This window comes from Brevundimonas sp. LjRoot202 (assembly GCF_964253355.1).
Classification (GTDB): domain Bacteria; phylum Pseudomonadota; class Alphaproteobacteria; order Caulobacterales; family Caulobacteraceae; genus Brevundimonas.
This window is the reverse complement of sequence record NZ_CAXUQW020000001.1, coordinates 81,812-107,762: the sequence shown is the minus strand read 5'-3', so window position 1 is coordinate 107,762 and position 25,951 is coordinate 81,812. Positions and strand designations below refer to the sequence as shown.

The following is a 25,951-nucleotide window of genomic DNA, read 5'->3' as shown; positions in this document are numbered from 1 at the left end:
CCGCCGCGTCAGCCGGCGTTATCTGATCCGCCTGCGGAATTCCGGAGCGTCCACAGCGACCCACGTTTGTCCCCGCCCAAGGGTGCGTCCGCCTCTGTCGTAAGGCGCGTGCATGAGTAAGAGATCATGCCGATGAACGCCCTGTCCCCCGTGCCCTTCCCGCCCTCGATGGACCCCTCGTCCATCCCGTCCCTGCCCCACAATCTCGAGGCGGAACAGGCGCTGCTCGGCAGCCTGATGTTCGACAACGCGGTGTTCGAGCGGCTCAGCGACCGACTGCGCGGCGCCCATTTCTACGAGCCCTTCCACCAGCGGCTCTACGAGGCCATCGAGGATCACGTCCGCCAGGGCCTGCTGGCCGAGCCGACCATCCTGATGGAGCGGTTCAAGCTGGACCCGGCTTTCCAGGAGTTCGGCGGCCTGCGCTACCTGGCCGACCTCGTCGACCGGGCCCCGCCGGGCGCCAACGCCCCCGACTACGCCCGCGTCGTCTATGACCTGGCCCTGCGCCGCGACCTGATCCGCATCGGCGGCGAGATCATCAAGGAGGCGCCCCAGCCCGAGACCGCCGCCATCGACCAGATCGAGAGCGCCGAACAGCAGCTCTACACCCTGGCCGAGACCGGCAAGCCGTCGTCCGGCTTCGTCAGCTTCTCCACAGCCCTGTCGGGCGCGGTCCAGATGGCGGCCGAGGCCTACCAGCGCGACGGCAAGCTGGCCGGCCTGGCCACCAACCTCGACGACCTCGACCAGAAGCTGGGCGGCCTGCACCCGTCCGACCTGCTGATCCTCGCCGGCCGCCCCTCGATGGGCAAGACGGCGCTGGCCACCAACATCGCCTTCAACGTCGCCCGCAACTACCGCTGGGAGCCGACGCCCGAGGGCCGCAAGACGGTCAACGGCGGGGTGGTGGCCTTCTACTCGCTGGAAATGAGCGCCGAGCAGTTGGCCATGCGTATCCTCGCCGACGCCTCGGGCGTGTCGTCGGACAAGCTGCGCAAGGGCGAGATCGACGCCGCCGACTTCGGCAAGATCCGCGACGCCGCCGTCGAGATCGGCGAGAGCCCGCTGTACATCGACGCCACCGGCGGCCTGTCCATGTCCAAGCTGGCCGCCCGGGCCCGCCGCCTGAAGCGGATGGAGCACGGCCTCGACCTGATCGTGGTCGACTATCTCCAGCTGATCACCACGGGCGAGAGCAACAGCCAGAAGAACCGGGTGCAGGAGGTGTCCGAAATCACCGGCGCCCTCAAGGCCCTGGCCAAGGAGCTCAGCGTGCCGATCCTGGCCCTGTCGCAGCTGTCCCGTCAGGTCGAGCAGCGCGAGGACAAGCGGCCCCAGCTGTCCGACCTGCGCGAATCCGGCTCGATCGAACAGGACGCCGACTGCGTCATGTTCGTCTATCGCGAGAGCTACTATCTCGGTCGCGCCGAGCCGCGCGAGGGCTCCGAGGAGCACCTCAAGTGGCAGGAGGACATGGACCGCCTCAAGCACCAGGCCGAGGTCGTCATCGGCAAGCAGCGCCACGGCCCCATCGGCATCGTCAAACTGTCCTTCGACGCCGACACCACCAAATTCGGCAACCTCGCCGGCGGCCAGCGCTACGACGGCTACGGCGACTGACGCCCTACCCCTTCACGCTGCCCGCCAGCATGCCGCGGATGTAGTAGCGCTGCAGGGCGAGGAAGAGGATCAGCACCGGGGCCACGGTGATCACCGCCCCGGCCATCATCATCTCGATGTCCTGCACGTGTTCGCGCGACAGCGCCGCCAGCGCCACGGGCAGGGTGTAGTTCGACTGGTCGGTCAGGATGATCAGCGGCCACAGGAAGTCGTTCCAGCTGCCCAGGAAGACGAACAGCGCCAGGGTCACGATGATCGGCTGCAGCGCCGGCAGCACCACGCGGCGGAAGATCTGCCCCTCGCTCGCCCCGTCGATCCGCGCCGCCTCCAGCATCTCGTCGGGGATCGACAGGGAATACTGCCGCACCAGGAACAGGCCGAAGATCGAGGCCAGCCACGGCACCAGCGCCCCGGCGTAGGTGTTCACCAGCCCCATCCCCTTCAGCATCAGAAACAGCGGCAGGGTGCCGATCTGGGCCGGCACCACCAGCGCCGCCACCAACAGCTGGAAAGTCCGCTCGCGTCCGCGGAAGCGCAGTTTGGCGAAGGCGTAGCCGGCCGGCACGGTGAACAGCAGCGCCAATCCCGTCGCCAGCGTCGCCAGCGCGAAGCTGTTCCACAGATAACGGCCCATGCCCTGCGTCACGAACAGGTCGCGGTAGTGCTCCAGCGTCCACGTTTTCGGCAGCAGCGGCGGCGGAAAGGTCGCCGCCTCGCCCGTCGACATGAAGCTGACCGACAGCATCCACAGCAGCGGGAACAGCACCAGCAGGGCGATGAACGCCACGCCCACGTTGAGCAGCACCGTCCTGACGCGGCGGGCGTTCATTCGTAGGCCCCCATCCGCTTCGCCACCGCCAGCTGCACCAGCGTCACCGCCAGGATGCACAGGAACAGGATGAAGGCCACGGCGCTGGCGGAGCCGAGGTTCCACCATTTGAAGCCCTCTTCGTACATGAAGTAGAGCACCGTGACTGTGCTCTGCGCCGGTCCGCCCTGGGTCATCACATAGGGCTCGGCGAACAGCTGGAAGAAGCCGGCCACCGAGATGATCGACACCAGAAGCAGGGTCGGAGCGATGGCCGGCAGGGTGACGTGCACGAACCGCTTCCACGCCCCGGCCCCGTCGATGCGCGCCGCCTCGTACAGGTCGTCCGGCACCGTCTGAAGAACGGCCAGGAAGATCAGCATGTTGTAGCCGAAGATCTTCCAGACGACGAACATCAGGATGGCGGGGATGGAAGTCGACGGCTGGCCCAGCCAGTCGACCGGCGGCAGGCCGACGCTCGAGATGGCCCAGTTGATGACCCCGTAGCGGGTGTGCAGCAGGTAGTTCCACAGCACCGCGGTGGCGACCAGCGTGGTCACATACGGCGCGAAGAACATCACCCGCCACAGCGGCCGCCATTTCACCACCCGCGCATTCAGGATCACCGCCGCCGCCAGCGACGCGGCGATCGACAGCGGCACGCCCAGCACGGCGAACAGGCCGGTGTTCCTCATCGCCCCCCAGAACAGCGGATTGGCGAACAGCCGCTCGTAGTTTTGCAGGCCGATGAAGCGGACGTTGTTCAGGTCGGCCAGCGCATAGATGTCGAAATCGGTCAGGCTCAGCAGCAGGGCCGAGAACACCGGGATGGCGAAGAAGACGCCGATGGCGATCAGCGCCGGCGCCACGAAGCCCCAGGCGGCGCGTTCGCGGGCTCGTCCGGCCCGGCCGCCTGCCCAGGCCGTGCGGACGGCGGCGGGAACGGCGGTCTTGGCGGCGTCGAAGGCGACCGGCATCAGGCTCTCCCCCGCTCGATCATCCAGCGCCGCTTCTCGAGCAGCCGGTCGGCCCGGCGGTCGATCTCGGCCCCGGCCGCCTGTGGCGTATATTCACCGCGCACCATCCGCTCGGCCACGATCTGCATCTCGGTGACGATGCGCTCCCACTCCGGGACCTTGGGCACGGCCTCTGCCCGCGACAGCTGGCTCTTGAAGGCGGCGATGTAGGGATCGTTGGCCACCGCCGGCGCCGCCCAAGCGCTCTGCCGCGCCGGCAGGTCGCCGGTGATGACGTTGAAGCGCGCCTGCACTGCCGGATCCGACAGATAGCGGACCAGCTTCCACGCGGCCTCCTGTCGTGGCGACGAGCTATAGACCACCAGCGACGACCCGCCGGGCGCCGACGCCCCCGGCCCGTCCGGCCCCGGCACGCCCGACGTCATCCACCGCGTCTCCGGCTTCAGCCGGTTGCGGAACTCCCCGATCATCCACGGCCCCGAGAAGTAGAAGCTGAACCAGCCGCGCTCGAACTCGGTCCAGACGTTGGAAATCTGAGCCGCCGAGGCCACCGGGGCCAGCCCCTCGTCGAACAGGCTCTTGTAGAAGGCCAGCGCCGCCACGAACGACGGGCTTGAGAAATTGCCCCGTGTATCCTGATCCCGAAGCAGCGGTTCATCGCCTTGCAGGCCGAAGGTCAGCAGTTGCTCGAACTCGTTGAGCGGCAGCAGCACCGCATACTTGTCCTCTCCGGCCCTCCGCTTGACCGCCTGCATGGCCTGCTTCCAGCCCGCCCACGTCTGCGGCATGGACGCATACCCCGCCTGCTCCAGCAGGTCGCTGCGGTAGAACAGCAGCCGGGTGTCGACGTACCACGGCGTCGCCACGGGCCGCCCGCCGATGCGGTTGGTCTCCAGCACCGCCGGGAACTGGTCAGTCAGCAGGTCGGCCGCCGACGCCGGCAGCGGCGAGATGGCCCCGATGGCCTCCATCTCCGCCACCCAGGTGTTGCCCACCTGGCTGAGGTCCGGCAGCGAGTCCCCGGCGTAGGCGGTCAGCAGCTTCTGGTGCGCCGCCGTCCACGGCAGGGCCTGCACGTCGACCCGGATGCCGGGGTTCAGGCGTTCGAACTCCGGCAAAACCTGCGGGACGTTGGTCGCCTCGTTGCCCATGGCCCAGAAGGTCAGGCGGGTGACCCCGTCCTCGCGCCGCCCGCATCCGGCCAGTCCCGTCGCCGCGGCCCCGGCCAGAAGGCCGAGCGCCGCCCGCCGATCCGGCCGGGTCGGGGTCATGCGTTATCCAGCCAGCCGCCCGTGAAGCCGGCGACCCTCAGCCCGCGGATGATGTTCGGCTCCCGGCGCATGCGCCTCCAGACCGCGTCGGAGCGATGGTTCTCGGTCTGGATGACGATCGGCCCCTGGTCGATGCCGAGGTAGTCGCCATCGACCCAGCCCACGTTCGGCACGAGGCGGCCGTGACGCAAGGTCTTCTGGGTGGCCGCCAGCGTGGGATTGAAGGAATCGAGGAAACCGTACTCGGTGTAGATGCCGCCGCCGTAGCGCGCCTTCATGGCCTTCAGACAGGCGGTCACCTCGGCCGGAGCGAACGGCATGGAGCCCAGCGCGGCGGTCGGCGCGATGGTGCCGTCGTCCCGCTCGCCCGGGCCGCGCGCGGAATAGCTGAAGAACTGCCGCTCGCGACCGTCGATGACTTCCTTGAAGTCGCCCGGCCCGTCGCAGGCCGTCAGACCCCAGACGTCCGCCGAATAGCCCGCCCAGCCCATCGGGTTGCGGATGGCGTAGTTGCGCTGCGCCTGCACCGCCCGGACGCTGTTCTGGAAATAATCGAAGCCCGGGATTTCCGTCTGCTTGCCGCGCATGAAGGCGTCGCGGATGCCGCGGAAGTCGACGAACATGTGGCTGTACTGGTGCCCGAACATCGGCGCGAAATGCAGGTGGGCCGGACCCCATTCATCGGTCCAGCTCTGGTCATAGACCGAGCACCACTCCTCCCAGATCGCTCCGGGCAACGGATGGGTCGGGCTGCCCATGGCCAGCAGCAGGACCAGCATGCCCTCGTTATACTTGTTCCAGTCGGCGGCGATGAAGCCGCGCCCCGGCCGCCAGCCCATCGAGATGCGGTTAGGCCGCACCACGGCCCAGTCCCATTCGACACGTTCGTAGATGGCCTGGACCAGCCGGCGAATCTCGACCTCGTCCGGATGATCGCCGTCGAACCACTGCGCCGCATAGAGCATGCCGCCCAGCAGCAGGGTGGTGTCCACGGTCGAGAGCTCGGTGTCGGCGAACCGCAGACCCGTCTCCATATCGAGGAAGTGGTAGAAGAAGCCCTTGTGCCCGGCGACGCCGGTCGCTTCCGGCCCCTGCGGCGCGTCATGGAAGAAGCGGGCGGTGATCAGGGTGCGCTCGCGCGCCTCCTCCCGCGTCATCCAGCCCCGCTCGACCCCGATCGGCCAGCAGGTCAGGGCGAAGCCGACGGCGGCGATGGAGGCGAACGACTCCTTCGGCCAGCGGTCGGGCGTCAGGCCGTTGGCGCGATTGGTCGTGTCGACGAACCATCGGAAGGTCCGCTCCTGCAGCTCCTCCACCTCGGCGTCGAGAGCAGGGCCGCCGGCCCGGGGGGCGCCGCCCGGGACGCCGGCGCAGCCGGACAGTCCCAGGGCCGCAACGCCCGCGACGGTGGAGCTCATCAGGAAATGACGACGGTCCATGGCGGCCACTCTCATACTCATACTCCACACTAGTCAAAAAACAGGCCGCCCTCCGACCGGGATCGGAGGGCGGCTGTCAGCTCGGAACAGCGTCAGAAGCTGTAGCGCAGGCCGACCTGGAAGGTCCGGGTCGGGAACAGCACGGACGACGGATTGCCGAAGTTCGGGTTGGGGTTGGACGGATCGCCCGTGCCGCCGTCGAAGCCCGTGTAGTTGCTGAAGTTGAACACGTTGATGGCGTCGACGAAGAGCGACAGCTCCTGACCGTCGAAGATCTCGAAATTCTTGGTCAGGCGGAGATCCAGGTTCCGGTAGGCGAACGCGTTCGGGATGATGAAGTTGTGACCGTCCGGATAGCCGGCGTTGGGACGGAAGATGGTCCGCGGCCCGATGTCCTCGAAGATGTTGTACGGCGTGCCGGTGCCCAGCGTCAGGATGCCCGACAGCTGGAAGTCCCACGGCAGGTCGACGATGCCGTTGGCCACGACGCGGTGACGCTCGTCATTGCCGGACGGACGCGTCGGCGAAGTCTCGACCGAGAAGCAGTCGAAGCAGAAGTTGTCGTTGCCGCCGTTCTGCTCGGACTTCGAGATGGTGTAGGCGACGTGCAGTCCCCAGCCCGAGTCACGCGTGTAGGGCTTGTCCGCCTTCAGGTAGACGGCCCGGAAGTTGCGCTCCTTGTTGTGGTCCGACACCAGGTACGACCGGTACGGATTGGTCCCGCCCGGCCCGCAGAAGCCGCCGTTGTCGCCGTAGCCGTCCATATCGTTGCCGAAGAGCGGTTCGCGGCAACGGTTCAGGTACTGCCAGGTGAACTCGTTCTCGGTCTTGCCGTAGGCCAGCGTCGCCTCGGTCTGCCAGTCGCCGAAGCGCTGGCGGATGCCGAGGTTGAACTGGTCCGTCACGGGCGGCTCGAACTCGTTGGCCAGCAGGAAGGCCTCGCCCTTGGCCGGGATGTTGTCGAGGATCGCGTCCAGTCCCTCGGCCGTGAAGTACGAGTCCTGCCACAGGATCGGATCGCCGGCGTTGCCGGTGGCCACGCCGGGCGCGCCGCCGGTGGTGCTGAAGAAGAGGTTCTGGCGGAAGTCGAACGGCTTCACGATCTCGTCGAACGAGAAGTTGAACTGGACCCGGTCGTAGTAGCGGCCGGCGCCCCCGAAGATCACCGTCGAGCTGTCCCCGAAGACGTCGTACGAGAAGCCGACCCGCGGCTGGAACGCCTTGGCGAACGGATCGCGGTTGTCGCCCGTCGCGATATAGTCGTTGATGTCGAACCAGCTCGGCGCATAGCCGGCCGGCTTGCCGCCGTCGGTCGAGGCGATCCACTGGTTCAGTCCGTCGATGACCGACTGAGGCGTCACGTAGTCATTGTTGTTGGCGTTGTCCTCGTAGTCCCAGCGGATGCCGAGGTTCAGCTCCAGCTTGTCGGTGATCTGCCAGTCGTCCTGGATGTAGAGGCCGTAGACGTTGTTGGTCAGATCGACCTCGGGGAAGGCGTTGCCCAGTTCAACACGGTAGGGAACGGTCGTGCTGCCGGACAGCGCCGCATGGCCGTCCACGTCGAAGTAGAACAGCGGGTTGCGCCCGAACTCCTTGATCACCTGATAGTTCTGACGCGAGAACTTGGCGCCCATCTTGATGGTGTGGAAGCCGTTCCACTCGATCTCGTTGAACGTCAGGTCGTCCCGGAAGGTCAGGACCTCGTCGACGATGTCCTGGCGGCTGTCGGCGCCGCCCAGGTTGATGATGTTGGCGCCGCCGAACGGGTTGACCTGGAACCCGGGGGTGTTCGGGTCGGTGTCGTTCTCGTGGAAGCGGTAGGTCTGACCGAAGGTGGAGAAGTTCACCGGCTGCGGATTGTAGTTGTACTCGCGCTGGGTGACGGTCAGCTCGTTGACGAAGGCGTCGGTCTGCCACTGGTAGCGGCCGTTGATCGTCAGCGTGGTCTGGTTCAGTTCGGTCGCACGCTCGGCCGAGTTGGCCCCGCCGATGCCGCGGGTGTCGAACTCGTCACGCCAGGTGACGCTCACATCGACGAGGTGGCCGTCCCTCGGCTGCCAGCTCAGCTTGCCGAAATACAGGTCTTCCTCGAACGGCACGGCGAAGGTGCCGATGTACTGGCCGAACTGGTTGGTGAAGCGCGGCTCCTGGCGGCCCAGGTTGACCACCGCGGCGCGGCCTTCCTCCTTGCGCTCATAGGTGCCGAAGAAGTGCAGGCGATCCCGGATGATCGGCCCGCCCAGGGCGAAGCCGTACTGCAGCACCTCCAGGTCCGGCTTCTCGTCGCCGCGCTCCTCCGCGAACTCGTCCTGGGCGATGAAGCTCTGGTCGCGGTAGGTCCCGAAGACCTCGCCATGGAACTCGTTGGTGCCGGACTTGGTGACGGCCGTGATGATGGCCGACGAGGCCTGCTCGTATTCGGCCTTGAAGTTCTGGCTGACGACCCGGAACTCCTGGATGCCGGCCTGCGGGAACGGGTTGCCGCGGCTGTCGTCCTGACCGGCGATGCCGCCGTCGATGATGTTGGACTTCAGGCTGCCGCCGTCGATGAAGGCGTTGACCGATTCCGCCCGCTGACCGCCGGCGGTGATGGTCTGTTCCTGCGCGTTGGTCGACACCCGGACGCCCGGCGCCAGGGCGGCGAAGTTCAGGAAGTTGCGGTTGATCTGCGGCAGGGTCTCGATCTGCTGCGTCGTGACGTTGGTGGCGATCTCGGGCGTCCGCACCTCGACCAGGCGACGGCCGGTGATGACCACGTCGCCCAGGTCGGTGGTCATGGTTTCCGACACCACCTCGCCGCCGATCGTCAGATCGACCTCGCCGACCTGGCCGATGCCGATCGTGACGATTTCGCTCGTCGTCTGGCCGTCAGTGGTGGTGGCGGTGATCTCGTAGGTGCCCGGGCGCAGGCCCGACAGGACATAGCCGCCGTCGGCGTTGACGGTGGTCCGGTTGGTGAAGCCGGACGCCACATCGCGCGCCACGATGGTCGCCCCGGCCTCGGCCTGGGCTCCGTCCATCACCGAGCCGCGGATGGTCGAGGTCGAGACCTGCGCGTAGGCGCCGCCCGCCGCAGCCAGCGAGATGGCGACGGCGATGGCCGATGCGGCCCCCAGATATTGCTTGGACTTGCGGGTCATTGTGGGTTCTCCCCCTCCAGAGGTGATGGGCCGGCGGATTCCCGAGGGCGATCGCCGGATGTGGTTTGAGCGTGTGTCGCCGGGTCGCTGGACGGGCGTACGACCAATTCGGGTCGCACGACCTCGCAGGCGGTGTCGGCGACGGCTTCGCCCGCTGCGTTGATCAGGCGGACGAGGCGCTCGAGAGCGTTCCGTCCGGTTTCCGCGATATGGATTCTCAGGGTGGTCAGGCCCGGGCGCATCAGGCCGGCGATCGGCACGTCGTCGAAGCCGACCACGGCCACGTCGTCGGGCACGCCCAGTCCGGCGTCCTGCAGGGCCAGCATGGCGCCGACGGCCATCATGTCGTTGCCCGCGAAGATCGCGTCGGGGCGATCGGCGCGTCGGGCCAGTTCGGCCCCCGCGCCAAGGCCCGACGCCTGGTCGAAGGCGCCCTCGACGACGGTCGTCGGCAGGTTCGCCCGGGCCATGGCCTCGAGATAGCCCGCCAGCCGCGTCTCGGCCTCGAGGTTGCCGGTCGGGCCCGAGATGTGCGCGATGCGGCGCCGGCCGGTGGCGATCAGGTGTTCGACCGCCTGGACCGCGCCGCCGTGGTTGTCGACCATGATCGAGGGCCGCCCGGCCCCCGCGCCGCCGTTCATCAGCAGGATCGGCAATCGCCCGGCCAGGCTGGTCGCCAGATTGGCGGCGTCCAGATGGGGCGAAAGAACGATCAGGCCGTCGACCCGGCCGCGCATCGAGCGGATGGCGGCCGACGCCTCCTCGGCGTCGTCATGGGAACTGGAGACGATCAGGTGATAGCCCAGCGACCGCGCCGCCAGGTCCATGCCGCGGATCAGCTCGGAGAAGAACTCCCCGTACAGATCCGGCAGAATGACGCCGATCGTCTGGGTCTTGCTGGTCGACAGGCTGCGGGCGCCGGAATGGGGCACGTACTGCAGCGCCTCGACCGCCTCCATCACCTTGTCGCGGGTCGCCGGGGTGACGGGCCCGGCGCCGGTCAGGACTCGCGACACGGAGGCGACGGACACCTCGGCCCGCTCGGCCACGTCACGGATCGTGGCGGCCTTCATGCCGACCAATCCACATGGCTGATCCGGATGGCTCGTGACGCCAAAGTCGTTCTCCCTGAACAGTCCGCGATGCCAGCCCGCTTTACCGCGGGTCCGTTCGACAATTCCTGTAACCGTTTACATGACACACTAGCAATGTCGCCCGCAAGTGCCCTAGTTTGGTCACAGGAAGGTTGTGCTCACGGTGCTACACGCGTACCCGCCGTTGCTCGGCCTCGCCCGCATCAGTTGATTCAGCGTCCTCAAGAGTCTCACACATGACCACGGAAAACACCGGCAACTATCTGTTTCCTGAAGGTTTTCTGTGGGGCGCGGCGACCGCCGCCTACCAGATCGAAGGCTCGTCCATGGCCGATGGGGCGGGCGCCTCGATCTGGGACCGCTTCAGCCACACACCGGGCAATATGGCGGGCGGCGACACCGGCGACGTGGCCTGCGACCACTACAATCGCTGGCGCGAGGACATCCAGCTGATGAAGCGGCTGAACCTCCAGGCCTACCGATTCTCGGTCAGCTGGAGCCGGGTCATGCCGGAGGGTCGCGGCGCCATCAACGCCAGGGGGCTCGACTTCTACGACAAGCTGGTCGACGGCCTGCTCGAGGCGGGCATTGAGCCACTGTGCACCCTCTACCACTGGGACCTGCCGGCGGCGCTGGACGATCGCGGCGGCTGGCTCAACCCCGACATCGCCGACTGGTTCGCCGACTACGGCCAGGTCCTGTTCGACAAGTTCAAGGGCCGGGTGAAGACCTGGGCCACCATCAATGAGCCATGGGTCATCGTCGACGGGGGCTATCTGCACGGCGCCCTCGCCCCCGGCCACCGCTCGGCCTTCGAAGCCATGATCGCCGGCCACAACGTCCTGCGCGCCCACGGCGCCGCGGTGAAGCGCTTCCGTGAAGTGGGCGAGGGCCAGATCGGCATCGTCCTCAACATCGAGCCGAAATACCCCGCCTCCGACAAGCCCGAGGACGAGGCGGCGCGCCGCCGCGCCGAGGCCCAGATGAACCGCTGGTTCCTCGACCCGCTGATGGGCCGCGGCTATCCGGAGGAACTGAAGGACGTCTATGGCGAGGCCTACCGCGAATTCCCGCAGGAAGACTTCGATCTGATCGCCCAGCCGACCGACTGGATGGGCCTGAACTGGTATACCCGCGCCGTCCCGGAAAACGCGCCCGACGCCTGGCCGACCCGTTCACGGCCCGTGAAACAGGTCCAGCACGCCCACACCGAGACGGGCTGGGAGGTCTATCCCCCCGCCCTCACCGACACCCTGGTCTGGCTGCACGAGCAGACGGGCGGCAAGCTGCCGCTGATGGTCACCGAGAACGGCTCGGCCTGGTACGACCCGCCCCACGCCATCGACGGCCGAATCCACGATCCGATGCGGGTCGAGTATCTGAAGAACCACCTCAAGGCCCTGCACGACGCCATCGGCAAGGGCGTCGACGTGCGCGGCTACATGGCCTGGTCGCTGCTCGACAATCTCGAATGGTCGCTGGGCTATTCGAAGCGCTTCGGCATCACCCACGTCAATTTCCAGACGCAGGAGCGGACCATCAAGGATTCCGGCCTGCTCTACGCCGAGGTGATCAAGACGCACGGCGGCGTCCTCTGACGGGTCACCGCACCCGGCTGTAATACGCCTCGATCAGGTCCAGCCGCTCGGCGAAGGGCACGTCCTTCGCCACCGGCCCGTCGTTGGTGAACTCAAGCAGCCTGTCCGGCTCTGCCCCGAACTCCGGCCAGGCCTGGCGCATGCCGCCGTTCGGATCGCCTGAGGACGCGAAGGTCGTCCAGTAGCCCGCCATGGCGTCCGCCGCCCCCTGGTCCATCTCCGCCGTCGGCCACGGCGAGGCGGTCAGGGTGTCGAACACATATTGCCTCTCCGAGGCGTGGGTCGCGCCCTCGTGCGGTTCCGGCATCGCCGCCGAGACCACATCGAACCGGTAAAGATACGTCGGATGGCCGTTGCGGGCGTGCAGCCGGGCCAGATGCCGGGCCGGCTCGTTGAATACGAGGTCGCTCAGCACATAGGCGTCATAGCCGGCCTGCCCGCCATAGGCCGCCACGAACGCCACCCGCTCGACCTCCGTCATCGCATCGTCCAGAGCACCGTAGGGGCTCAGGTCCGACGGCTTCATCCACCAGAACTCGGCGCTGTTCGCGCCGATAATGAAGGGGACGGGCGCCTCGCGGCCGGAGGCGAAGGCCGCTTCGACCTCCTCCGTCACGTACAGCCCGTCCCGAACCAGCAAGTCGCCGCCATAGAAGTTCGGCGCGGGGCGCAGGAAGGTTTCGACGGGAATTGCCCGCAACTGTTCCGCCGTCTTCGCCCCATGTGTGTCCGCGAACGCCTCTCCCCGAGCCTGCATCGACGCCCCCCCGTCGCGTCTGGGCTGGTCCGGCGGAGTCCCTTCGTCGCGGCCCAGGCCCGACTGCACCACCGCCCGATGGAACAGCCCGCGAGCCGGTTCCGAGATCATCAGCCGGGTCACCAGCGCGCCGCCCGCGGACTCGCCGAACACCGTGACCTTGCCGGGATCGCCTCCGAACGCGACCGCATTCTCCCGCACCCATTCCAGCGCCGCGATCGCGTCCATCAAGCCATAGTTCACCGCGGGCTCGCCCGGCTCCCGTTCCGCCGCCAGCGCCGGATGATCGAAGAACCCCAGCCGCCCCAGCCGGTAGTTGATCGTCACCACCACCACGCCGCGCTTCGCAAGTCTGGCCCCGTCGTACAACGCCGCCGTCCCCGAGCCGTTGTTCAGACCGCCGCCGTGAATCCAGACCATCACCGGCAGCGGCCCCTCGCGGCCCGCCGGCGCCCAGACGTTCAGCGTCAGGCAGTCCTCGCTCATCGGGAGGGGTCCGACGCCGTTGTCGCCGTTGGCCGGGGGCTGGATGCAGATCGCCCCGACGGTTCCCGCATCGCGTTCGCCGTCCCATGGCTGCGCCGGCTGCGGCGCCCGCCAGCGCAACTCGCCGACCGGCGGCCGGGCGTAGGGCACGCCCTTGAAGCTGCGTATCCCGTCCGTCTCCCGCCCGACCAGCACCCCCTGCCCGACCGTGGCGCGCGGCGCGGGATGGTCGGGACCTGCCGCTGAGATCATCAGAACCGCCGCCGCCAGAAATGAAGCCATGGACATGCCCCAGACTAGCGGTCCCAGCCCTGATCACTCAAATCGCAAAGCGTGTAAGAACACCCACGCTCGGTGAACTGATGATCGCCAAGGGCGTTAAGGGACCGGTACGGCGGGGACGCGTTTGAAAGAACTGGTGAAATCGGGGGGGCTGGCGATTGATCTGGCGAGCGCGTTCGACGCCTCGCCCAATCCCTATGTGCTGCTTACGCCCGATCTGCGGATCGCCGGCGTCAACCAGGCCTATCTGGACATCACCAACAGCACGCGCGCCGCCATCGTCGGCCGCCCCCTGTTTGCGGCCTTCGACTCCGGTCCGGGGGAGGAGGCGCCGGAGAATGTTCGCCAGGTGCGCGCCTCGCTCGAGCGGGCTCGCGACACCTGTCAGCGCGACCACCTGGCCCTGGTTAAATTCTCCATGGCCCGCCGTCTCGACGACGGCCGCGAGGTGTTCGAGGACCGCTACTGGAGCGCCACCCATACGCCGATGCTGGACGACGACACGGGCGAGGTCATCTTCATCCTCCAGCACACCACCGACATCACCGAACTGCAGCGGCTGCGCGAGCGTTCCGCCGCGCCGGAGCGCGTCGGCGCCCTCGACGCCATGCTGGGCGGCGCGGTCCTGGGCCGGGCGGAACAGGTGCAGGAAGACAACCGCCGCCTCGAGAACGAGCGTAACCGCCTGATCGAGATGTTCATGCAGGCGCCCGGCTTCGTCGCGGTCATGAACGGGCCGGGCCACGTCTTCCAGATGCACAACCCGGCCTACGCCCAGCTGATCGGCCACCGCGACATCGCCGGCAAGCCGATCCGCGACGCGCTGCCGGAGCTGGTCGGACAGGGCTATTACGAGTTCCTGGACAGCGTCTACTCGACCGGCGAGCCGCACGAGGGCCGGGCCAGCAGGGTCCAGCTGCAGCGCACCCCCGGCGCGCCGCTGGAGAGCGTCTATCTGAACTTCGTCTACCAACCGATCCGCGACGCCTCGGGGAAGGTCATCGGCATCTTCGTCCAGGGCCACGACGTCACCGAGGCCATGCGCTCCGCCGAGCGGCAGAAGCTGATGATCGACGAGCTGAACCACCGCGTGAAGAACACCCTCGCCACCGTCCAGTCGATCGCCATGCAGACCGCGCGTTCGCACGCCGACCCGAAAACCTTCGCCGAGGGCTTCCAGGCACGCTTGTTGGCCCTGTCTCACACCCACGACCTCCTGACCCGCAGCCATTGGGAAGGGGCCGACCTGTCCGCCATCCTGCAGCACGAGACCGAGGCCCACGGCAGTCAGCGCGTCTCCGCCAACGGTCCGCTCGTCGCCCTGGCGCCGGCTGCCGCCCTGTCGCTGGGCATGATCTTTCACGAACTGGCCACCAACGCGGCCAAATACGGCTCCCTCTCCGCGCCCGACGGCCGGATTCTCGTCGACTGGGGCCTGGCCGATCAGACGCGGCCCCGGCTCGAACTGGCCTGGCGGGAAATCGACGGCCCGCCTGTGCAGCCGCCGAACCGGAGGGGGTTCGGCAGCCGTTTGATCGAACGCAGTGTGCGGCATGATCTGGCCGGAGAGGTCGAACTCGACTACGCACAAGACGGATTCGTCGCGACATTCTCAATTCCATTGGACACGGAGCAGGGCCGATGAGCCAGACGTTTGCAGGCCGCCGCGTACTGATCGTCGAGGACGAATCCCTGGTCGCCATGCTGCTGGAGACCATCCTCGAGGACATGGGGTGCCTCGCCGTCGGCCCGGCCGCGACGGTCGACGAGGGCCTGCGCATGGCCGCCGACGAGACCGTCGACGCCGCCCTGCTCGACGTCAACGTCGCCGGCCGCCAGGTCTTCCCGGTGGCCCAGGCCCTCAAGGACCGCGGCGTGCCCTTCATCTTCTCGACCGGCTACGGCGAGGGCGGCCTGCCCGACGAATGGCGCGGCCAGCCGACGCTGCAGAAGCCCTTCACCGAGGCGGCGGTGCGGGACGCGCTGATGACGGCCATGGGCCTCGCCGACGTCTAAACCCGGCGCCCGAGATCCTTCAGCACCGCCCGCGCCGCGTTATGCCCCGGCGCGCCGGTGACCCCGCCGCCCGGGTGCGCGCCCGAACCGCACAGGTAGAGCCCCGGAACCGGCATCCGGTGATCGGCGTGGCCCAGCACGGGCCGGGCGCTGAACAGCTGGTCCAGCGTCAGCCGTCCGTGGAAGATGTCGCCGCCGACCAGACCGAAGCGCCGCTCCAGATCGCGCGGCCCCAGCGCCAGCCGTCCCAGCACTGACGCCTTGAATCCCGGCGCGTGGGCGTCGACCGTGTCGATCATCAGGTCGGCCACGGTGTCCCGGTGCTCGTCTCCCAGCGCCGGATCGACGTGCTGGCAGAACAGGCTCGCCACGTGCTGTCCGGGCGGCGCCAGGCTGTCGTCCAGCGTCGACGGGATCAGCATCTCCACGATCGGCTTCGACGACCAGCCGGTCAGCCGCGCCTCGGCGTGGGCCCGGTCCATATAGGCCAGCGACGGCGCCATGATGATCCCCGCCGTCAGGTGATCCCCCGGCCCCGGCAGGGCCGTGAAGTCCGGCAGCTCCGACAGCGCCACGTTCATCCGGAAGGTCCCCGAGCCTGACTGGTAGTTCCCGATCCGCTCGCGGAAATCGGCCGGCACGACCGTGTCGTCCACGAACCGCTCGAACAGCAGCCGCGGGTGCAGATTCGAGACCACCGCCCGCGCCCGCACCACATCGCCCGCCTCGGTCACCGCCCCGACCGCGCGGCCCTTCCCGGTCAGCACCTCGGCCACCGGAGCCTCAAGCCGCACCTCCACGCCCTGCTCGGCGCACGCGGCGGCCATCGCCTGGGTGATGGCCCCCATGCCCCCCAGCGCGTGGCCCCACACGCCCTTGCGCCCGTTCACCTCGCCGAAGACATGGTGCAACAGCACATAGGCCGAGCCGGGCGTGTACGGACTGGCGTAGTTGCCCACCACGCTGTCGAAACCGAACAGGGCCTTGATCGGATCGCTCTCGAACCAGCCGTCCAGCCAATCCCCCGCCGACTTGGCGAACAGGTCCAGCAGGTCGCGCCGCCCCTGCACGTCCAGTCCCGCCGCCTGCCGCCCCAGCCCGCCGGCCTTCAGCAGCTCCGGCAGCATGGCCATCCACCCGCCCTCGACGACATTGGGCGGCGCCTTGAGGATCCAGTCGCGCAGGATCGCCGCCACGACCTCCAGCCGCCGCTCGTATTCCGGAAGCCGCTCCGCATCCCGGGCCGAGAATTTCGCCACCTCTCCCTGCGTCCGCCCCTCGCCCGCCAGGAAATGGCGACCGTCCTCGAGCGGCAGGAAGTTGGAGACCTTGCGCTCGACCACGGTCAGCCCGTGCCGGGCCAGATCCATGTCGGCGATCACCTTCGGATTGAGCAGGCTGACCGTGTAGCTGGCGGTCGAGTTGCGGAACCCCGGATGGAATTCCTCCGTCACCGCCGCCCCGCCGACGACATGCCGCCGCTCCAGCACCGTCACCTTCAGCCCGGCCTTCGCCAGATAGAAGGCGCAGACGAGGCCGTTATGGCCCCCGCCGAGGATGACGACGTCGGTGGTGGTGGTTGTCATGCGGCCTCCCGTATCGGGCGGTCTATCACGCGCCGGGCGAAGGGGAAGGCTCCGCCTCCGGCCGATGCACCAGCGACACCAGCACCACACTGATCATCATCAGCAGGAACCAGCTGCCCAGCTTGGCCAGCGAGACCGGCTCCCAGCCGTCCTCCTGCCCCGGATAGGCCCACGCCTGCGCCCAGGTCCCGAGGTTCTCCGCGAACCAGATGAACAGGGCCACCAGCAGGAATCCCAGCAGAAAGGGCATCGACCGCCGCCGCCGGTCCGGCGTGAAATAGAACCAGCCCCGCCCGAACAGCAGCGCGGTCGCCGCGAACAGCCCCAGCCGCACGTCCGGCAGCCAGTGATGGGCGAAAAAGTTGACGTAGATCGCCGCCGCCAGGACCCATGTCGTCCACAGCGGCGGATAGTGGCGGAAGCGGATGTCGAAGATGCGCCAGACGCGGGCGATATAGCTGCCCACCGCCGCATACATGAAGCCCGAGAACAGCGGCACCATGCCGATGCGCAACACGCTGTCCTCCGGATAGATCCACGACCCGTGCGCGGTCTTGAACAACTCCATGATCGTCCCGACCACGTGGAAGACGAGGATGACCCTCGCCTCCTCCCAGCTTTCCAGCTTCAGCGCCAACATGGCGGCCTGGATGGTCAGCGCCCCGAGCACGAGGAAGTCGTAGCGCGCGACCGGCGCCCCCTCGGGCCACCACAGTCCCGTCGCCAGCAACAGCGCCAGCATCGCCCCGCCGAACAGACAGGCCCACCCCTGCTTGATCCCGAACATCAGGAACTCGAAGGCGTAGCGGCTCCATCCGCGCCGGTCGGACCAGACCTGCAGCCGGCCGAGCCAATGGCGGCCCCAGGTTTCGAGCGGAAGGCGGCGCGGTTCGGTCATGGCCGTCACCTTGGCCGCAACTGCGACGCTACGCATGAGCAAATTCTGAGGATTTGCCGCGAGCCTGTGTTTCAACCTCGTCCGCGATACGTTGGCACGCCCTGGTCCGGCAGCCACAGCCCTTCCGGCGCAACACCCGTCTGCCAGAAGACGTCGATCGGGATGCCGCCGCGCGGATACCAGTATCCGCCGATGCGCAGCCATTTCGGCGCCAGCAGTTCGGCCAGTCGCTTGCCGATGGCCACGGTGCAGTCCTCGTGGAAGGCCCCGTGATTGCGGAAGCTGGTCAGGTACAGCTTCAGGCTCTTGGACTCGACCAGCCACTCGCCCGGCGCATAGTCGATGACGATGTGAGCGAAGTCCGGCTGGCCCGTCACCGGGCACAGGCTGGTGAACTCCGGCGCCGTGAACCGGGTCAGGTACAGGGTGTCCGCGTGCGGGTTCGGCACGCGCTCCAGCTCAGCCGTTTCCGGACTGGTCGGCGCGGCGGTCATGTGGCCCAGCTGGTGCAGGCCCGAGGTGTCGGTGGTCATGGAGGCGATGTAGCCTGTCCGCCCCACGCCGTCATCCTCGGGTCAAGCCGGGGAATGACGTCGGTGAGAGTATTTGCCTTCCCCCGCGACACCCCGCTATCCGTAGCGAAAGACAACGGGGGTATCCGCCATGGCCATTCCGGCATCGCTGCAAAAGGGACTGAAGCTGCCGGTCATCGCCGCGCCGATGTTCCTCGTCTCGGGTCCGGATCTCGTCGTCGAGTGCTGCAACGCCGGGGCCATCGGAACCTTCCCGTCGCTGAATCAGCGCACCACCGAGGGCTACCGGGAGTGGCTGCACGACATCAAGGCGCGCCTGACCCCCGACGCCGCCGCCTTCGGGGTCAACCATATCGTCCACCCGACCAACCCGCGGCTGATGGCCGACGTGATGGTCTCGGTCGAGGAGCAGGTGCCGCTGATCATCACCTCGCTCGGCGCGGTCCGCGACCTGGTGGACGCGGTGCACGGCTACGGCGGGGTGGTCTTCCACGACATCGCCAACGTCCGCCACGCCCGCAAGGCCGCCCAGGCCGGCGTCGACGGCCTGATCCTGGTGGCCAACGGCGCGGGCGGCCACGCCGGCGTGGTCAATCCCTTCGCCCTCGTCGAGGAGGTGCGGACCTTCTTCGACGGAACCATCATCCTGTCCGGTTGCCTGTCGACCGGCCGGGACGTCGCCGCCGCGACGATGATGGGAGCCGACTTCGCCTACATGGGCACCCGCTTCATCTCGACGACGGAGTCCCAGGCCCAGCCCGAATACAAGCAGATGATCGTCGACGCCGGCGCCTCGGACATCACCTACACGCCGGCCGTCTCGGGCATCCCGGCCAACTTCCTGACCCCGTCGCTGATCGCCAACGGCATCGATCCGAAGAGCCTGCCCGAGCACAAGCTCGACATGGGCGAGGAGGCCCGGGCGTGGAAGACCGTGTGGTCGGCGGGCCAGGGCGCCGGCGCGGTCCACGACATCCTGCCCGCCGCCCGGCTTGTTGATCGCCTTCGGGACGAATATGCGGAGGCCTGCGCCGTTTTCGACAAGAATCGGTTCTAGACGGCCGCGTCCAACCGAGGCTTCCAATGATCCGCACCCTGACGACCGCCGCCGCGACCGCCCTGCTCGCCTGCGCTTCGACCGCCGCCGCCCAGGACGTTCCCCAGGACACGCCTTCCGGCTCGTGGTCCATCGCTGTCGGCGCCGCCACCGACAACCGCTCCAAGGCTGCGTCCAAGTCGGAAGGCGACCCCTTCGTCTGGGGTCAGGCCCAGTGGGAGAGCGCTTCGGGCCTGTTCTACGCCGGCGCGGGCGCCGAGACGATCAAGAGCGCCGGCTCCGAGCTTGAGGCCGAGATCAACGCCGGCTTCCGGCCGCAGGTCGCCGGCTTCGACGTCACGCTGGAGGCCGCTCACAAGTGGCAGGTCGACGCCGACCCGGGCGCGGACGCCGAGGCCTGGGAGTTCACCGCCGACGTCTCGCGCTCGATCGGTCCCGCCAGCGGCCGCGTCCGCCTGCAGTATTCCCCCGACGGCACGGGCGCGACCGAAGCCTGGACCTGGGCCGAGGCCCGCGTCGGCTGGGCCTTCACCGACAAGCTGGAAGCCACGGCCGCGATCGGCCGGCGCGAACAGGACAACAGCATCGACTACACGGGCTGGAACGCCGGCTTCACCTACGCCCTGACGCGCAATGTCGAGGCCGATCTGCGCTATTACGCCACCGACGCAGAGGTTCCCGGCGAAAAGTACGACGACGCCCTGGTCGCCGGCCTCAGCTTCGCCTTCTGAGGCCTCGCAATCCGGGCCGGTCGTGCCTACCTTGAGGTCATGACTCACAGACCCACCACGCTCGAACGCGCCTACGAACTCGCCCAGGAGGGCCGCTGCCGCACGGTCAGCGACATCAAGCAGGCTCTCTCGGCCGAGGGTTTCGACCGCATCCAGGATTCCCTCTACGGCCCGACGCTGAGCGCGGCCCTGCGCAAGCTCTGCCAGGCCAACTATGTGGCGCCCGCCGAGGACGAAACGGCCGAGTAAGGTCCGCCTTGCTTTCGCCGCTGGGACAGTCCACAAATGCCCTGTCGATCTCTCTGCGAAACGCCACCCTCTGCTTTCGCACTGAGGTCTAGCCGCTCCTTTTAGACCCGACAGGCCTCCAGGGGCTCTTCCCTGAGGCCAACGCCAAACGGAGGTCTAAACATGGCTACCGGCACTGTGAAATGGTTCAACGGCACCAAGGGCTACGGCTTCATCCAGCCTGACGACGGCGGCAAGGACGTTTTCGTCCACATCTCGGCCGTCGAGCAAGCGGGCCTGCGCGGCCTGGATGAAAACCAGAAGGTTTCCTACGAAATCGAGCGCGACAAGCGTTCGGGCAAGGAATCCGCTGGTCAGCTGAAGACCGAGGGCTGAGTTCAGGCGCCGGTCTCCGGCGCATGAGTTTTCCGGCGGCGGCGGATGCGAAAGCGTCCGCCGCCGTTTTGCTGTCCGGGGCGCGCCTTACGCGCGAAACCCGCGTCCGGATGCCCCTTGCGGCCAGTAGCCGCAAGGATGATCCGACGGCCTCCTGACATCGTCTACATCCCGAGCCGCAACGACGGCTGCTCAGGAGAGACAAGCATGACCTTCATCGCCACCCGAACCGCCCTCGCCGCCGGCGTCGCCGCCTGCGCCGTCCTGGCCGGCGCCTGCTCCCCCGCCGGCAGCGCCGAAGCCCCCGCTGCCGCTGAGACCGCCGAAGCTTCCGGCGCGCAGCAGACTCCCATGGTCGGCGGGGCTCCCATGTACCCGAACAAGACCATCGTCGAGAACGCCGCAAACTCGGCCGACCACACCACGCTGGTGGCGGCCGTGACCGCCGCCGGCCTGGCGGAGACCCTGTCCGGTCCGGGCCCCTTCACGGTCTTCGCCCCCACCGACGCGGCCTTCGCCAAACTCCCCGCCGGCACGGTCGAGAGCCTGACCCAGCCCGCCAACAAGGCGACCCTGACCAAAATCCTGACCTATCACGTCGTGCCCGGCCGGGTGGCGGCGGCGGACCTGATGCAGCAGATCCAGGCGGGTGGCGGCAGCGCGCGGCTGACCACGGTCGAGGGCGGAACCCTGACCGCATCGCTGCGCGGAGACGCGGTCATCCTGACCGACGAAAAGGGCGGCGAGGCCACCGTCACCCAGGCCGATGTGTTCCAGTCCAACGGCGTCATCCACGTCACCGACACGGTCTCCATGCCGGACTAGCGGAGACCAGTCCCGGGCCGACGTCCCTCCCCCGCGGCCCGGGGCGTTTCCACCCCGCCCTTGCTATTGGCCCGGAAAGGGCCCACCTGAGGCCTCGTCGATCTCTCTGCGAAACGCTGCTGCCCCTTTGCATCGCGCACCGAGGTCCAAAGCCGATCCCATTCAGACCCGACAGGCCGACCCGGAACCTCTTCCGGCGGTCAACTGCTAGCGGAGGTCCTGAAAATGGCTACCGGCACTGTGAAATGGTACAACTCCACCAAGGGCTACGGCTTCATCGCCCCCGATGACGGCGGCAAGGACGTGTTCGTCCACGCTTCGGCCGTCGAGGTCTCGGACCTGGGTTCGCTCAACGAAAACCAGAAGGTCTCCTACGAGATCGAGCGCGACTCGCGCTCGGGCAAGGAATCGGCCGGTCGCCTGAAGGCCGCCGAATAGTTTCCGACTGACGGAAGGGCCGGCCGCCGATCACGGCGGCCGGCCCGACCACCGTATCTTGCCCCAGGAGACTGTAATGACCCCGCTTGCCGACATGATCCCCGCCATGAGCGATCCCGACCTCAAGGCCCTGCGCGCCAACGCCGCCCGCCTGTCGGAATCCGGCTCCGCGGTTCAGATGAACACCGCCGCCGAAATCCTCCCCCTGATCGACGCCGAGACCGCCCGCCGCGCCGCCGCCCCGTCCACGACGGTCAAGAAGCCCCGCGCCCCGGCGAAGAAGAAGGTCGTCCCCGCCAGCGGCCACCAGACCGCGCTGCCGACCAAGGCCGCCTAGGCTCCCACCCTCACCCCCCGTCCTCCTCGGGCCTGACCCGAAGATGGCGGCGACAGGATGCGGGCCACCCCTAGCCCAGCGCCTGATCCAGGTCGGCGATCAGGTCCTCGACCTCCTCCACGCCCACCGACAGCCGGATCAGGTTCTCCGTCACCCCGCCCGCCTCGCGCACCTCTTTCGGCACGCTGGCGTGGGTCATGATGGCCGGGTGGTTGACCAGGCTTTCCACGCCGCCCAGCGACTCCGCCAGAGTGAACACCTGCACCCGCTCCAGCACCTGTTTGGTGCGCGCCAGGTCGCCGTCGATGATCGCCGTGACCATGCCGCCGAACCGCCCGTTCATCTGCTTCGCCGCCAGCTCGTGCTGCGGATGGCTGATCAGGCCCGGATAGATCACCCTGGCGATCCCCTTCCGCTCCTCCAGCCAGCGCGCCACCGCCAGGGCGTTCTCGTTATGCGCCTTCATGCGCAGGCCCAGCGTCTTCAGGCCCCGGTTGGCCAGGAAGGCGTCGAACGGCCCCATCACCCCGCCCACCGAATTCTGGAGAAACTTGATCTCCTTCGCCAGCTCCGGGTCCGCCGTCACCAGCGCCCCGCCGATGATGTCAGAGTGGCCGTTCAGGTATTTGGTCGCCGAATGCATGACGATGTCCGCCCCCAGCTTCAGCGGCTGCTGGCTCCACGGCGTCGCGAAGGTGTTGTCGACCACCAGTTTGAGGCCATGCGCCCTGGCGATCTTCGACAGGGCGGCGATGTCGGCCAGCTTCATGAGCGGATTGGTCGGCGTCTCGACCCACAGCATCTTCGTCTTCGGCGTGATCGCCGCCTCGACCGCTCTGAGATCGCTCAGATCGACATAGGCGAAGTCGAGCCCCATCGAGCGCCGCCGCACCCGCTCGAACAGCCGCCACGAGCCGCCGTACAGGTCGTCGCCGGTGACGATGTGCGACCCGGCGTCCAGCAGCTCCAGCGCGGTTGAGGTGGCCGCCATGCCGCTGGCGAAGCCGAAGCCGTGCGTGCCGCCTTCAAGGTCGGCCAGGCAGGCCTCGAACGCCTCCCGCGTCGGGTTCTTGCCCCGGGCGTATTCATAGCCCTTGTTCACGCCCGGGCTTTCCTGGGCGTAGGTCGAGGTGGCGTAGATCGGCGTCATCACCGCGCCCGTGGTCGGGTCGGGCCGCTGACCGGCGTGGATGGCGCGGGTCGAGAAACCCTGGCTGTTCTTCAGCGAGCTCATGCGGTGTCCTGATCGATGCGGCCGATGTTGCCGCTGTAAAACTCGGCCGAGCGCGCGAAGATCTCGGCCCACTCGGGGGGTCTGAACAGATGGCCGGCGCCGGCGATCACTTCAACCCGCACGTTGACGTCGTGATCTCGCAGGAAGCGCACCCAGGTCTCCGTATTGCGCGGCAGCACATGGGTGTCGTTCTCCGCCCGGAGGATCAACACCGGAATACGCCGCCGGGGCGGGCGCGGCGTGTAGACGTCCACCCCGCCCGCCAATCCGATCGCCGCCGCCGCCCGGCTATTGCCCAGCGCCCCGTCGACGGCGACGTAGGACCCCAGCGAATAACCGAACATCGCCGTCCGCCGCCGGTCCAGGCCCCGGTCGATGAACCAGTCGACGGCGTGCTCGCCCACGTCGCGCCACGCCTCCATCATCCGCTCGGGTCGGACGCCGTCGTCCGGATAGGCGTCCGTGTAGAGCGGCGTCAGCACCTGATAGCCGTCGCCCGCGAACCGCATCGCCAGCTCATGCCACGGCCCGGCGTTGCGGATGCGCCCGCCAGAGCCGTGCATCATCACGATCGCCGCCCGCCGCCCCTCGCCCGCGGGCTGGTAGTGTATGGCGCGGATCACCCTGCCGTGACTCTCGAAGGGCGCTTCCCCGTAGGTCGGCGCGGGCGGCCCGGCCTGCGCCGCGGCGCTCGCGGGCGTCCCGACCACCATGGCGACGGCGCCCAGCAGTCCCTGGCGACGGTCCAGCCTCATCCCGCGGCCCGATCCCTACCGGTTCAGGCTCAGGTGGTTGATCAGGTCGCTGCGGGTGATCAGGCCGACGAATTTCTCGCCGTCCAGCACGATGGCCACCCGGTCGCGGTCGAACAGCGGGATCAGCGCCTCCAGCGGCTCGCCCACCTGCACCGTGTCCAGATCGCGCGTCATCACCGAGCCGACCGGCTTCCTGAACCGCGCCTCGCGGGTGATCTCGTCGGTGTTCATCACATGGACGATGTCGCTCTCGTCGACGATGCCGACCAGCCGCCCGTCCTGAATCACCGGCAGCTGGGACACATCCGCCCCCTTCATCCGCTTGAAGGCGGTGTCGAGCGTGTCGTCCGGACCGATGACGACCACGTCCCCGTCCTCGTATTTGCGGGTGATCAGGTCCGACAGGTCGCCGTGCATCGGCTCGTCGCCCAGTCCCTGCTCGGCCAGCCAGGCGTCGTTGTAGACCTTGGACAGGTATTTGGCCCCGGTGTCGCAGACGAAGCTCACCACCCGCTTCGGCTCGGTCTGCGTCCGGCACCAGCGCAGGGCCGCGGCGATCAGCGTCCCGGACGACGACCCGGCCAGCACCCCCTCCTTCAGCAGCAGCTCGCGCACCGTGGCGATCGCCTCGGCGTCGGGGATCGAATAGGCGCAATCGATCAGGCTCATGTCGGCCGTGTCCGGCACGAAATTCTGCCCGATGCCCTCGACCGTGTAGCTGCCCTCCGGCCCCGGCACGCCCTCGTTGACGATCCCGGCCAAGGTCGAGCCGACCGGATCGGCCAGGATTACCGTGGCGTCCGAGCCGACGCTCTTCAGGAAGCGGGCGATGCCCGTGATCGTCCCGCCCGAGCCGATGCCGGCGACGACGGCGTCGACCTGGTGGTCCATCTGCTCCCAGATCTCCGGACCGGTGGTCTTGAAGTGGGCCTCAGAATTGGCGTCGTTGGCGAACTGGTTGACGTAGAACCCGCCCGGGATCTGCTGCGCCAGCCGCTCGGCCATATCGGTGTAGTATTCCGGATGCCCGTGCGGCACGTCCGAACGTGTCAAGCGAACATCCGCGCCCATCGCTCTGAGATGCTGAATCTTTTCCTTGGACATCTTGTCCGGGATGACCAGCAGCACCTTATAGCCCTTGGCCTGCCCCACCAGCGTCAGCGCCAGCCCGGTGTTGCCCGCCGTCGCCTCCACGATGGTCCCGCCGGGCTTCAGGAATCCTTCCCGCTCGGCCGCCGCGATCATCGACAGGGCGATGCGGTCCTTGATCGACCCGCCCGGGTTCTGCGATTCCAGCTTCAGGAACAGCCGGCATTTGCCGGTGTCCATCCGGGTGACCTCCACCATCGGCGTCCGTCCGATCAGGTCCAGCAGGGACGCGGTGGGGCCGGTCAGGACCGGGACGGCGGCGAGGGACATTCGGGGATTCTCCACGGGCGGTT

24 protein-coding genes are annotated in these 25,951 nt (G+C 68.0%); 11 read left to right on the top strand and 13 right to left on the bottom strand.

Features of this window, described 5'->3' with window-relative positions; genetic code table 11:
- Positions 1–132: 132 nt before the first annotated feature.
- A complete protein-coding gene (locus tag ACSQ1L_RS00625; RefSeq protein WP_435990938.1) occupies positions 133–1,623 on the top strand; it encodes a replicative DNA helicase in 1,491 nt (496 codons plus the stop codon).
- Between the two features lie 4 nt (positions 1,624–1,627).
- Here the strand turns inward: ACSQ1L_RS00625 and ACSQ1L_RS00620 are convergent, their stop codons facing one another.
- The 6 genes from ACSQ1L_RS00620 to ACSQ1L_RS00595 form a co-directional block, all read right to left on the bottom strand.
- Positions 1,628–2,452: a carbohydrate ABC transporter permease gene (locus ACSQ1L_RS00620; protein WP_435990936.1), complete on the bottom strand. Its 825-nt coding sequence runs from the start codon at positions 2,450–2,452 to the stop codon at positions 1,628–1,630.
- Positions 2,449–3,408 carry a carbohydrate ABC transporter permease gene (locus ACSQ1L_RS00615; RefSeq protein ID WP_435990934.1) on the bottom strand — a complete coding sequence of 320 codons (960 nt, stop codon included), beginning with the start codon at positions 3,406–3,408 and terminating at the stop codon, positions 2,449–2,451. The genes ACSQ1L_RS00620 and ACSQ1L_RS00615 overlap by 4 nt, the downstream gene beginning before the upstream one ends.
- Positions 3,408–4,679: a sugar ABC transporter substrate-binding protein gene (locus tag ACSQ1L_RS00610; RefSeq protein ID WP_435990932.1), complete on the bottom strand. Its 1,272-nt coding sequence runs from the start codon at positions 4,677–4,679 to the stop codon at positions 3,408–3,410. Before ACSQ1L_RS00610 ends, ACSQ1L_RS00615 begins: the two co-directional genes overlap by 1 nt.
- The gene (locus tag ACSQ1L_RS00605; RefSeq protein WP_435990930.1) at positions 4,676–6,133 is read right to left on the bottom strand and encodes a glucoamylase family protein; all 1,458 of its coding nucleotides are present in this window, start codon (positions 6,131–6,133) and stop codon (positions 4,676–4,678) included. Before ACSQ1L_RS00605 ends, ACSQ1L_RS00610 begins: the two co-directional genes overlap by 4 nt.
- Before the next feature lie 77 nt (positions 6,134–6,210).
- Positions 6,211–9,258 (bottom strand): TonB-dependent receptor, encoded by a 3,048-nt coding sequence (locus tag ACSQ1L_RS00600; RefSeq protein ID WP_435990928.1) that lies wholly within the window; start codon positions 9,256–9,258, stop codon positions 6,211–6,213.
- A complete protein-coding gene (locus ACSQ1L_RS00595; RefSeq protein WP_435990926.1) occupies positions 9,255–10,331 on the bottom strand; it encodes a LacI family DNA-binding transcriptional regulator in 1,077 nt (358 codons plus the stop codon). Before ACSQ1L_RS00595 ends, ACSQ1L_RS00600 begins: the two co-directional genes overlap by 4 nt.
- Before the next feature lie 257 nt (positions 10,332–10,588).
- On the opposite strand from ACSQ1L_RS00595, the gene ACSQ1L_RS00590 reads away from it, so the two are divergent.
- Positions 10,589–11,950, top strand: a complete 1,362-nt coding sequence (locus tag ACSQ1L_RS00590) for a GH1 family beta-glucosidase (RefSeq protein WP_435990924.1) — start codon at positions 10,589–10,591, stop codon at positions 11,948–11,950.
- 4 nt (positions 11,951–11,954) lie between these two features.
- Here the strand turns inward: ACSQ1L_RS00590 and ACSQ1L_RS00585 are convergent, their stop codons facing one another.
- Complete coding sequence (locus ACSQ1L_RS00585; RefSeq protein WP_435990914.1) at positions 11,955–13,475, bottom strand: carboxylesterase/lipase family protein; 1,521 nt, start codon at positions 13,473–13,475, stop codon at positions 11,955–11,957.
- A 124-nt stretch (positions 13,476–13,599) separates the two neighbouring features.
- Between ACSQ1L_RS00585 and ACSQ1L_RS00580 the strand changes: the two genes are divergently transcribed.
- Both ACSQ1L_RS00580 and ACSQ1L_RS00575 read left to right on the top strand, forming a co-directional pair.
- Complete coding sequence (locus ACSQ1L_RS00580; RefSeq protein WP_435990912.1) at positions 13,600–15,120, top strand: HWE histidine kinase domain-containing protein; 1,521 nt, start codon at positions 13,600–13,602, stop codon at positions 15,118–15,120.
- Positions 15,117–15,491: a response regulator gene (locus ACSQ1L_RS00575; protein WP_435990910.1), complete on the top strand. Its 375-nt coding sequence runs from the start codon at positions 15,117–15,119 to the stop codon at positions 15,489–15,491. Before ACSQ1L_RS00580 ends, ACSQ1L_RS00575 begins: the two co-directional genes overlap by 4 nt.
- On the opposite strand, the gene ACSQ1L_RS00570 is transcribed toward ACSQ1L_RS00575, so the two are convergent.
- From ACSQ1L_RS00570 to queF, 3 genes are read right to left on the bottom strand one after another with little or no spacing between them, the layout of a single operon-like run.
- Positions 15,488–17,077 (bottom strand): phytoene desaturase family protein, encoded by a 1,590-nt coding sequence (locus ACSQ1L_RS00570; protein ID WP_435990908.1) that lies wholly within the window; start codon positions 17,075–17,077, stop codon positions 15,488–15,490. The genes ACSQ1L_RS00575 and ACSQ1L_RS00570 overlap by 4 nt on opposite strands.
- A gap of 25 nt (positions 17,078–17,102) precedes the next feature.
- Positions 17,103–18,011 carry a DUF817 domain-containing protein gene (locus tag ACSQ1L_RS00565; protein WP_435990906.1) on the bottom strand — a complete coding sequence of 303 codons (909 nt, stop codon included), beginning with the start codon at positions 18,009–18,011 and terminating at the stop codon, positions 17,103–17,105.
- Positions 18,012–18,046: 35 nt separating this feature from the next.
- The gene (gene queF, locus ACSQ1L_RS00560; RefSeq protein WP_435990904.1) at positions 18,047–18,508 is read right to left on the bottom strand and encodes a preQ(1) synthase; all 462 of its coding nucleotides are present in this window, start codon (positions 18,506–18,508) and stop codon (positions 18,047–18,049) included.
- A 130-nt stretch (positions 18,509–18,638) separates the two neighbouring features.
- On the opposite strand from queF, the gene ACSQ1L_RS00555 reads away from it, so the two are divergent.
- The 7 genes from ACSQ1L_RS00555 (at position 18,639) to ACSQ1L_RS00525 (ending at position 22,520) form a co-directional block, all read left to right on the top strand.
- Complete coding sequence (locus tag ACSQ1L_RS00555) at positions 18,639–19,565, top strand: NAD(P)H-dependent flavin oxidoreductase (protein WP_435990902.1); 927 nt, start codon at positions 18,639–18,641, stop codon at positions 19,563–19,565.
- Between the two features lie 26 nt (positions 19,566–19,591).
- The gene (locus tag ACSQ1L_RS00550; protein WP_435990900.1) at positions 19,592–20,296 is read left to right on the top strand and encodes a TorF family putative porin; all 705 of its coding nucleotides are present in this window, start codon (positions 19,592–19,594) and stop codon (positions 20,294–20,296) included.
- A 39-nt stretch (positions 20,297–20,335) separates the two neighbouring features.
- A complete protein-coding gene (locus tag ACSQ1L_RS00545; protein WP_435990898.1) occupies positions 20,336–20,545 on the top strand; it encodes a hypothetical protein in 210 nt (69 codons plus the stop codon).
- A gap of 162 nt (positions 20,546–20,707) precedes the next feature.
- Complete coding sequence (locus ACSQ1L_RS00540; protein WP_168049003.1) at positions 20,708–20,920, top strand: cold-shock protein; 213 nt, start codon at positions 20,708–20,710, stop codon at positions 20,918–20,920.
- Between the two features lie 207 nt (positions 20,921–21,127).
- Positions 21,128–21,745, top strand: coding sequence for a fasciclin domain-containing protein (locus ACSQ1L_RS00535; protein ID WP_435990896.1), 618 nt, complete (start codon positions 21,128–21,130; stop codon positions 21,743–21,745).
- 225 nt (positions 21,746–21,970) lie between these two features.
- Complete coding sequence (locus ACSQ1L_RS00530) at positions 21,971–22,183, top strand: cold-shock protein (RefSeq protein ID WP_168049007.1); 213 nt, start codon at positions 21,971–21,973, stop codon at positions 22,181–22,183.
- Between the two features lie 76 nt (positions 22,184–22,259).
- On the top strand, positions 22,260–22,520 hold the full coding sequence (locus ACSQ1L_RS00525) for a hypothetical protein (protein ID WP_435990894.1): 261 nt from the start codon (positions 22,260–22,262) through the stop codon (positions 22,518–22,520).
- Positions 22,521–22,590: 70 nt separating this feature from the next.
- Here ACSQ1L_RS00525 and ACSQ1L_RS00520 read toward each other — a convergent pair whose 3' ends face one another.
- Genes ACSQ1L_RS00520 through ACSQ1L_RS00510 form a run of 3 tightly spaced genes read right to left on the bottom strand, consistent with a single transcriptional unit; the run spans position 22,591 to position 25,928 of the window.
- Entirely contained in the window at positions 22,591–23,754 is a 1,164-nt protein-coding gene (locus ACSQ1L_RS00520) for a cystathionine gamma-synthase (RefSeq protein WP_435990892.1), read from the bottom strand.
- Positions 23,751–24,509, bottom strand: a complete 759-nt coding sequence (locus ACSQ1L_RS00515; protein WP_435990890.1) for an alpha/beta hydrolase family protein — start codon at positions 24,507–24,509, stop codon at positions 23,751–23,753. Before ACSQ1L_RS00515 ends, ACSQ1L_RS00520 begins: the two co-directional genes overlap by 4 nt.
- Before the next feature lie 15 nt (positions 24,510–24,524).
- On the bottom strand, positions 24,525–25,928 hold the full coding sequence (locus ACSQ1L_RS00510; RefSeq protein WP_435990888.1) for a pyridoxal-phosphate dependent enzyme: 1,404 nt from the start codon (positions 25,926–25,928) through the stop codon (positions 24,525–24,527).
- Positions 25,929–25,951 lie beyond the last annotated feature (23 nt).

Coding starts and splice junctions, on each gene's coding strand:
- ACSQ1L_RS00565 (WP_435990906.1), bottom strand. CDS start 18,011: ATGCGTAGCGTCGCAGTTGCGGCCAAGGTGACGGCCATGACCGAACCG.
- ACSQ1L_RS00590 (WP_435990924.1), top strand. CDS start 10,589: ATGACCACGGAAAACACCGGCAACTATCTGTTTCCTGAAGGTTTTCTG.
- ACSQ1L_RS00520 (WP_435990892.1), bottom strand. CDS start 23,754: ATGAGCTCGCTGAAGAACAGCCAGGGTTTCTCGACCCGCGCCATCCAC.
- ACSQ1L_RS00615 (WP_435990934.1), bottom strand. CDS start 3,408: ATGCCGGTCGCCTTCGACGCCGCCAAGACCGCCGTTCCCGCCGCCGTC.
- ACSQ1L_RS00555 (WP_435990902.1), top strand. CDS start 18,639: ATGGCCATTCCGGCATCGCTGCAAAAGGGACTGAAGCTGCCGGTCATC.
- ACSQ1L_RS00550 (WP_435990900.1), top strand. CDS start 19,592: ATGATCCGCACCCTGACGACCGCCGCCGCGACCGCCCTGCTCGCCTGC.
- ACSQ1L_RS00595 (WP_435990926.1), bottom strand. CDS start 10,331: ATGAAGGCCGCCACGATCCGTGACGTGGCCGAGCGGGCCGAGGTGTCC.
- ACSQ1L_RS00540 (WP_168049003.1), top strand. CDS start 20,708: ATGGCTACCGGCACTGTGAAATGGTTCAACGGCACCAAGGGCTACGGC.
- ACSQ1L_RS00530 (WP_168049007.1), top strand. CDS start 21,971: ATGGCTACCGGCACTGTGAAATGGTACAACTCCACCAAGGGCTACGGC.
- ACSQ1L_RS00605 (WP_435990930.1), bottom strand. CDS start 6,133: ATGAGAGTGGCCGCCATGGACCGTCGTCATTTCCTGATGAGCTCCACC.
- ACSQ1L_RS00585 (WP_435990914.1), bottom strand. CDS start 13,475: ATGGCTTCATTTCTGGCGGCGGCGGTTCTGATGATCTCAGCGGCAGGT.
- ACSQ1L_RS00545 (WP_435990898.1), top strand. CDS start 20,336: ATGACTCACAGACCCACCACGCTCGAACGCGCCTACGAACTCGCCCAG.
- ACSQ1L_RS00620 (WP_435990936.1), bottom strand. CDS start 2,452: ATGAACGCCCGCCGCGTCAGGACGGTGCTGCTCAACGTGGGCGTGGCG.
- ACSQ1L_RS00525 (WP_435990894.1), top strand. CDS start 22,260: ATGACCCCGCTTGCCGACATGATCCCCGCCATGAGCGATCCCGACCTC.
- ACSQ1L_RS00535 (WP_435990896.1), top strand. CDS start 21,128: ATGACCTTCATCGCCACCCGAACCGCCCTCGCCGCCGGCGTCGCCGCC.
- ACSQ1L_RS00625 (WP_435990938.1), top strand. CDS start 133: ATGAACGCCCTGTCCCCCGTGCCCTTCCCGCCCTCGATGGACCCCTCG.
- ACSQ1L_RS00610 (WP_435990932.1), bottom strand. CDS start 4,679: ATGACCCCGACCCGGCCGGATCGGCGGGCGGCGCTCGGCCTTCTGGCC.
- queF (WP_435990904.1), bottom strand. CDS start 18,508: ATGACCACCGACACCTCGGGCCTGCACCAGCTGGGCCACATGACCGCC.
- ACSQ1L_RS00575 (WP_435990910.1), top strand. CDS start 15,117: ATGAGCCAGACGTTTGCAGGCCGCCGCGTACTGATCGTCGAGGACGAA.
- ACSQ1L_RS00515 (WP_435990890.1), bottom strand. CDS start 24,509: ATGAGGCTGGACCGTCGCCAGGGACTGCTGGGCGCCGTCGCCATGGTG.
- ACSQ1L_RS00510 (WP_435990888.1), bottom strand. CDS start 25,928: ATGTCCCTCGCCGCCGTCCCGGTCCTGACCGGCCCCACCGCGTCCCTG.
- ACSQ1L_RS00600 (WP_435990928.1), bottom strand. CDS start 9,258: ATGACCCGCAAGTCCAAGCAATATCTGGGGGCCGCATCGGCCATCGCC.
- ACSQ1L_RS00570 (WP_435990908.1), bottom strand. CDS start 17,077: ATGACAACCACCACCACCGACGTCGTCATCCTCGGCGGGGGCCATAAC.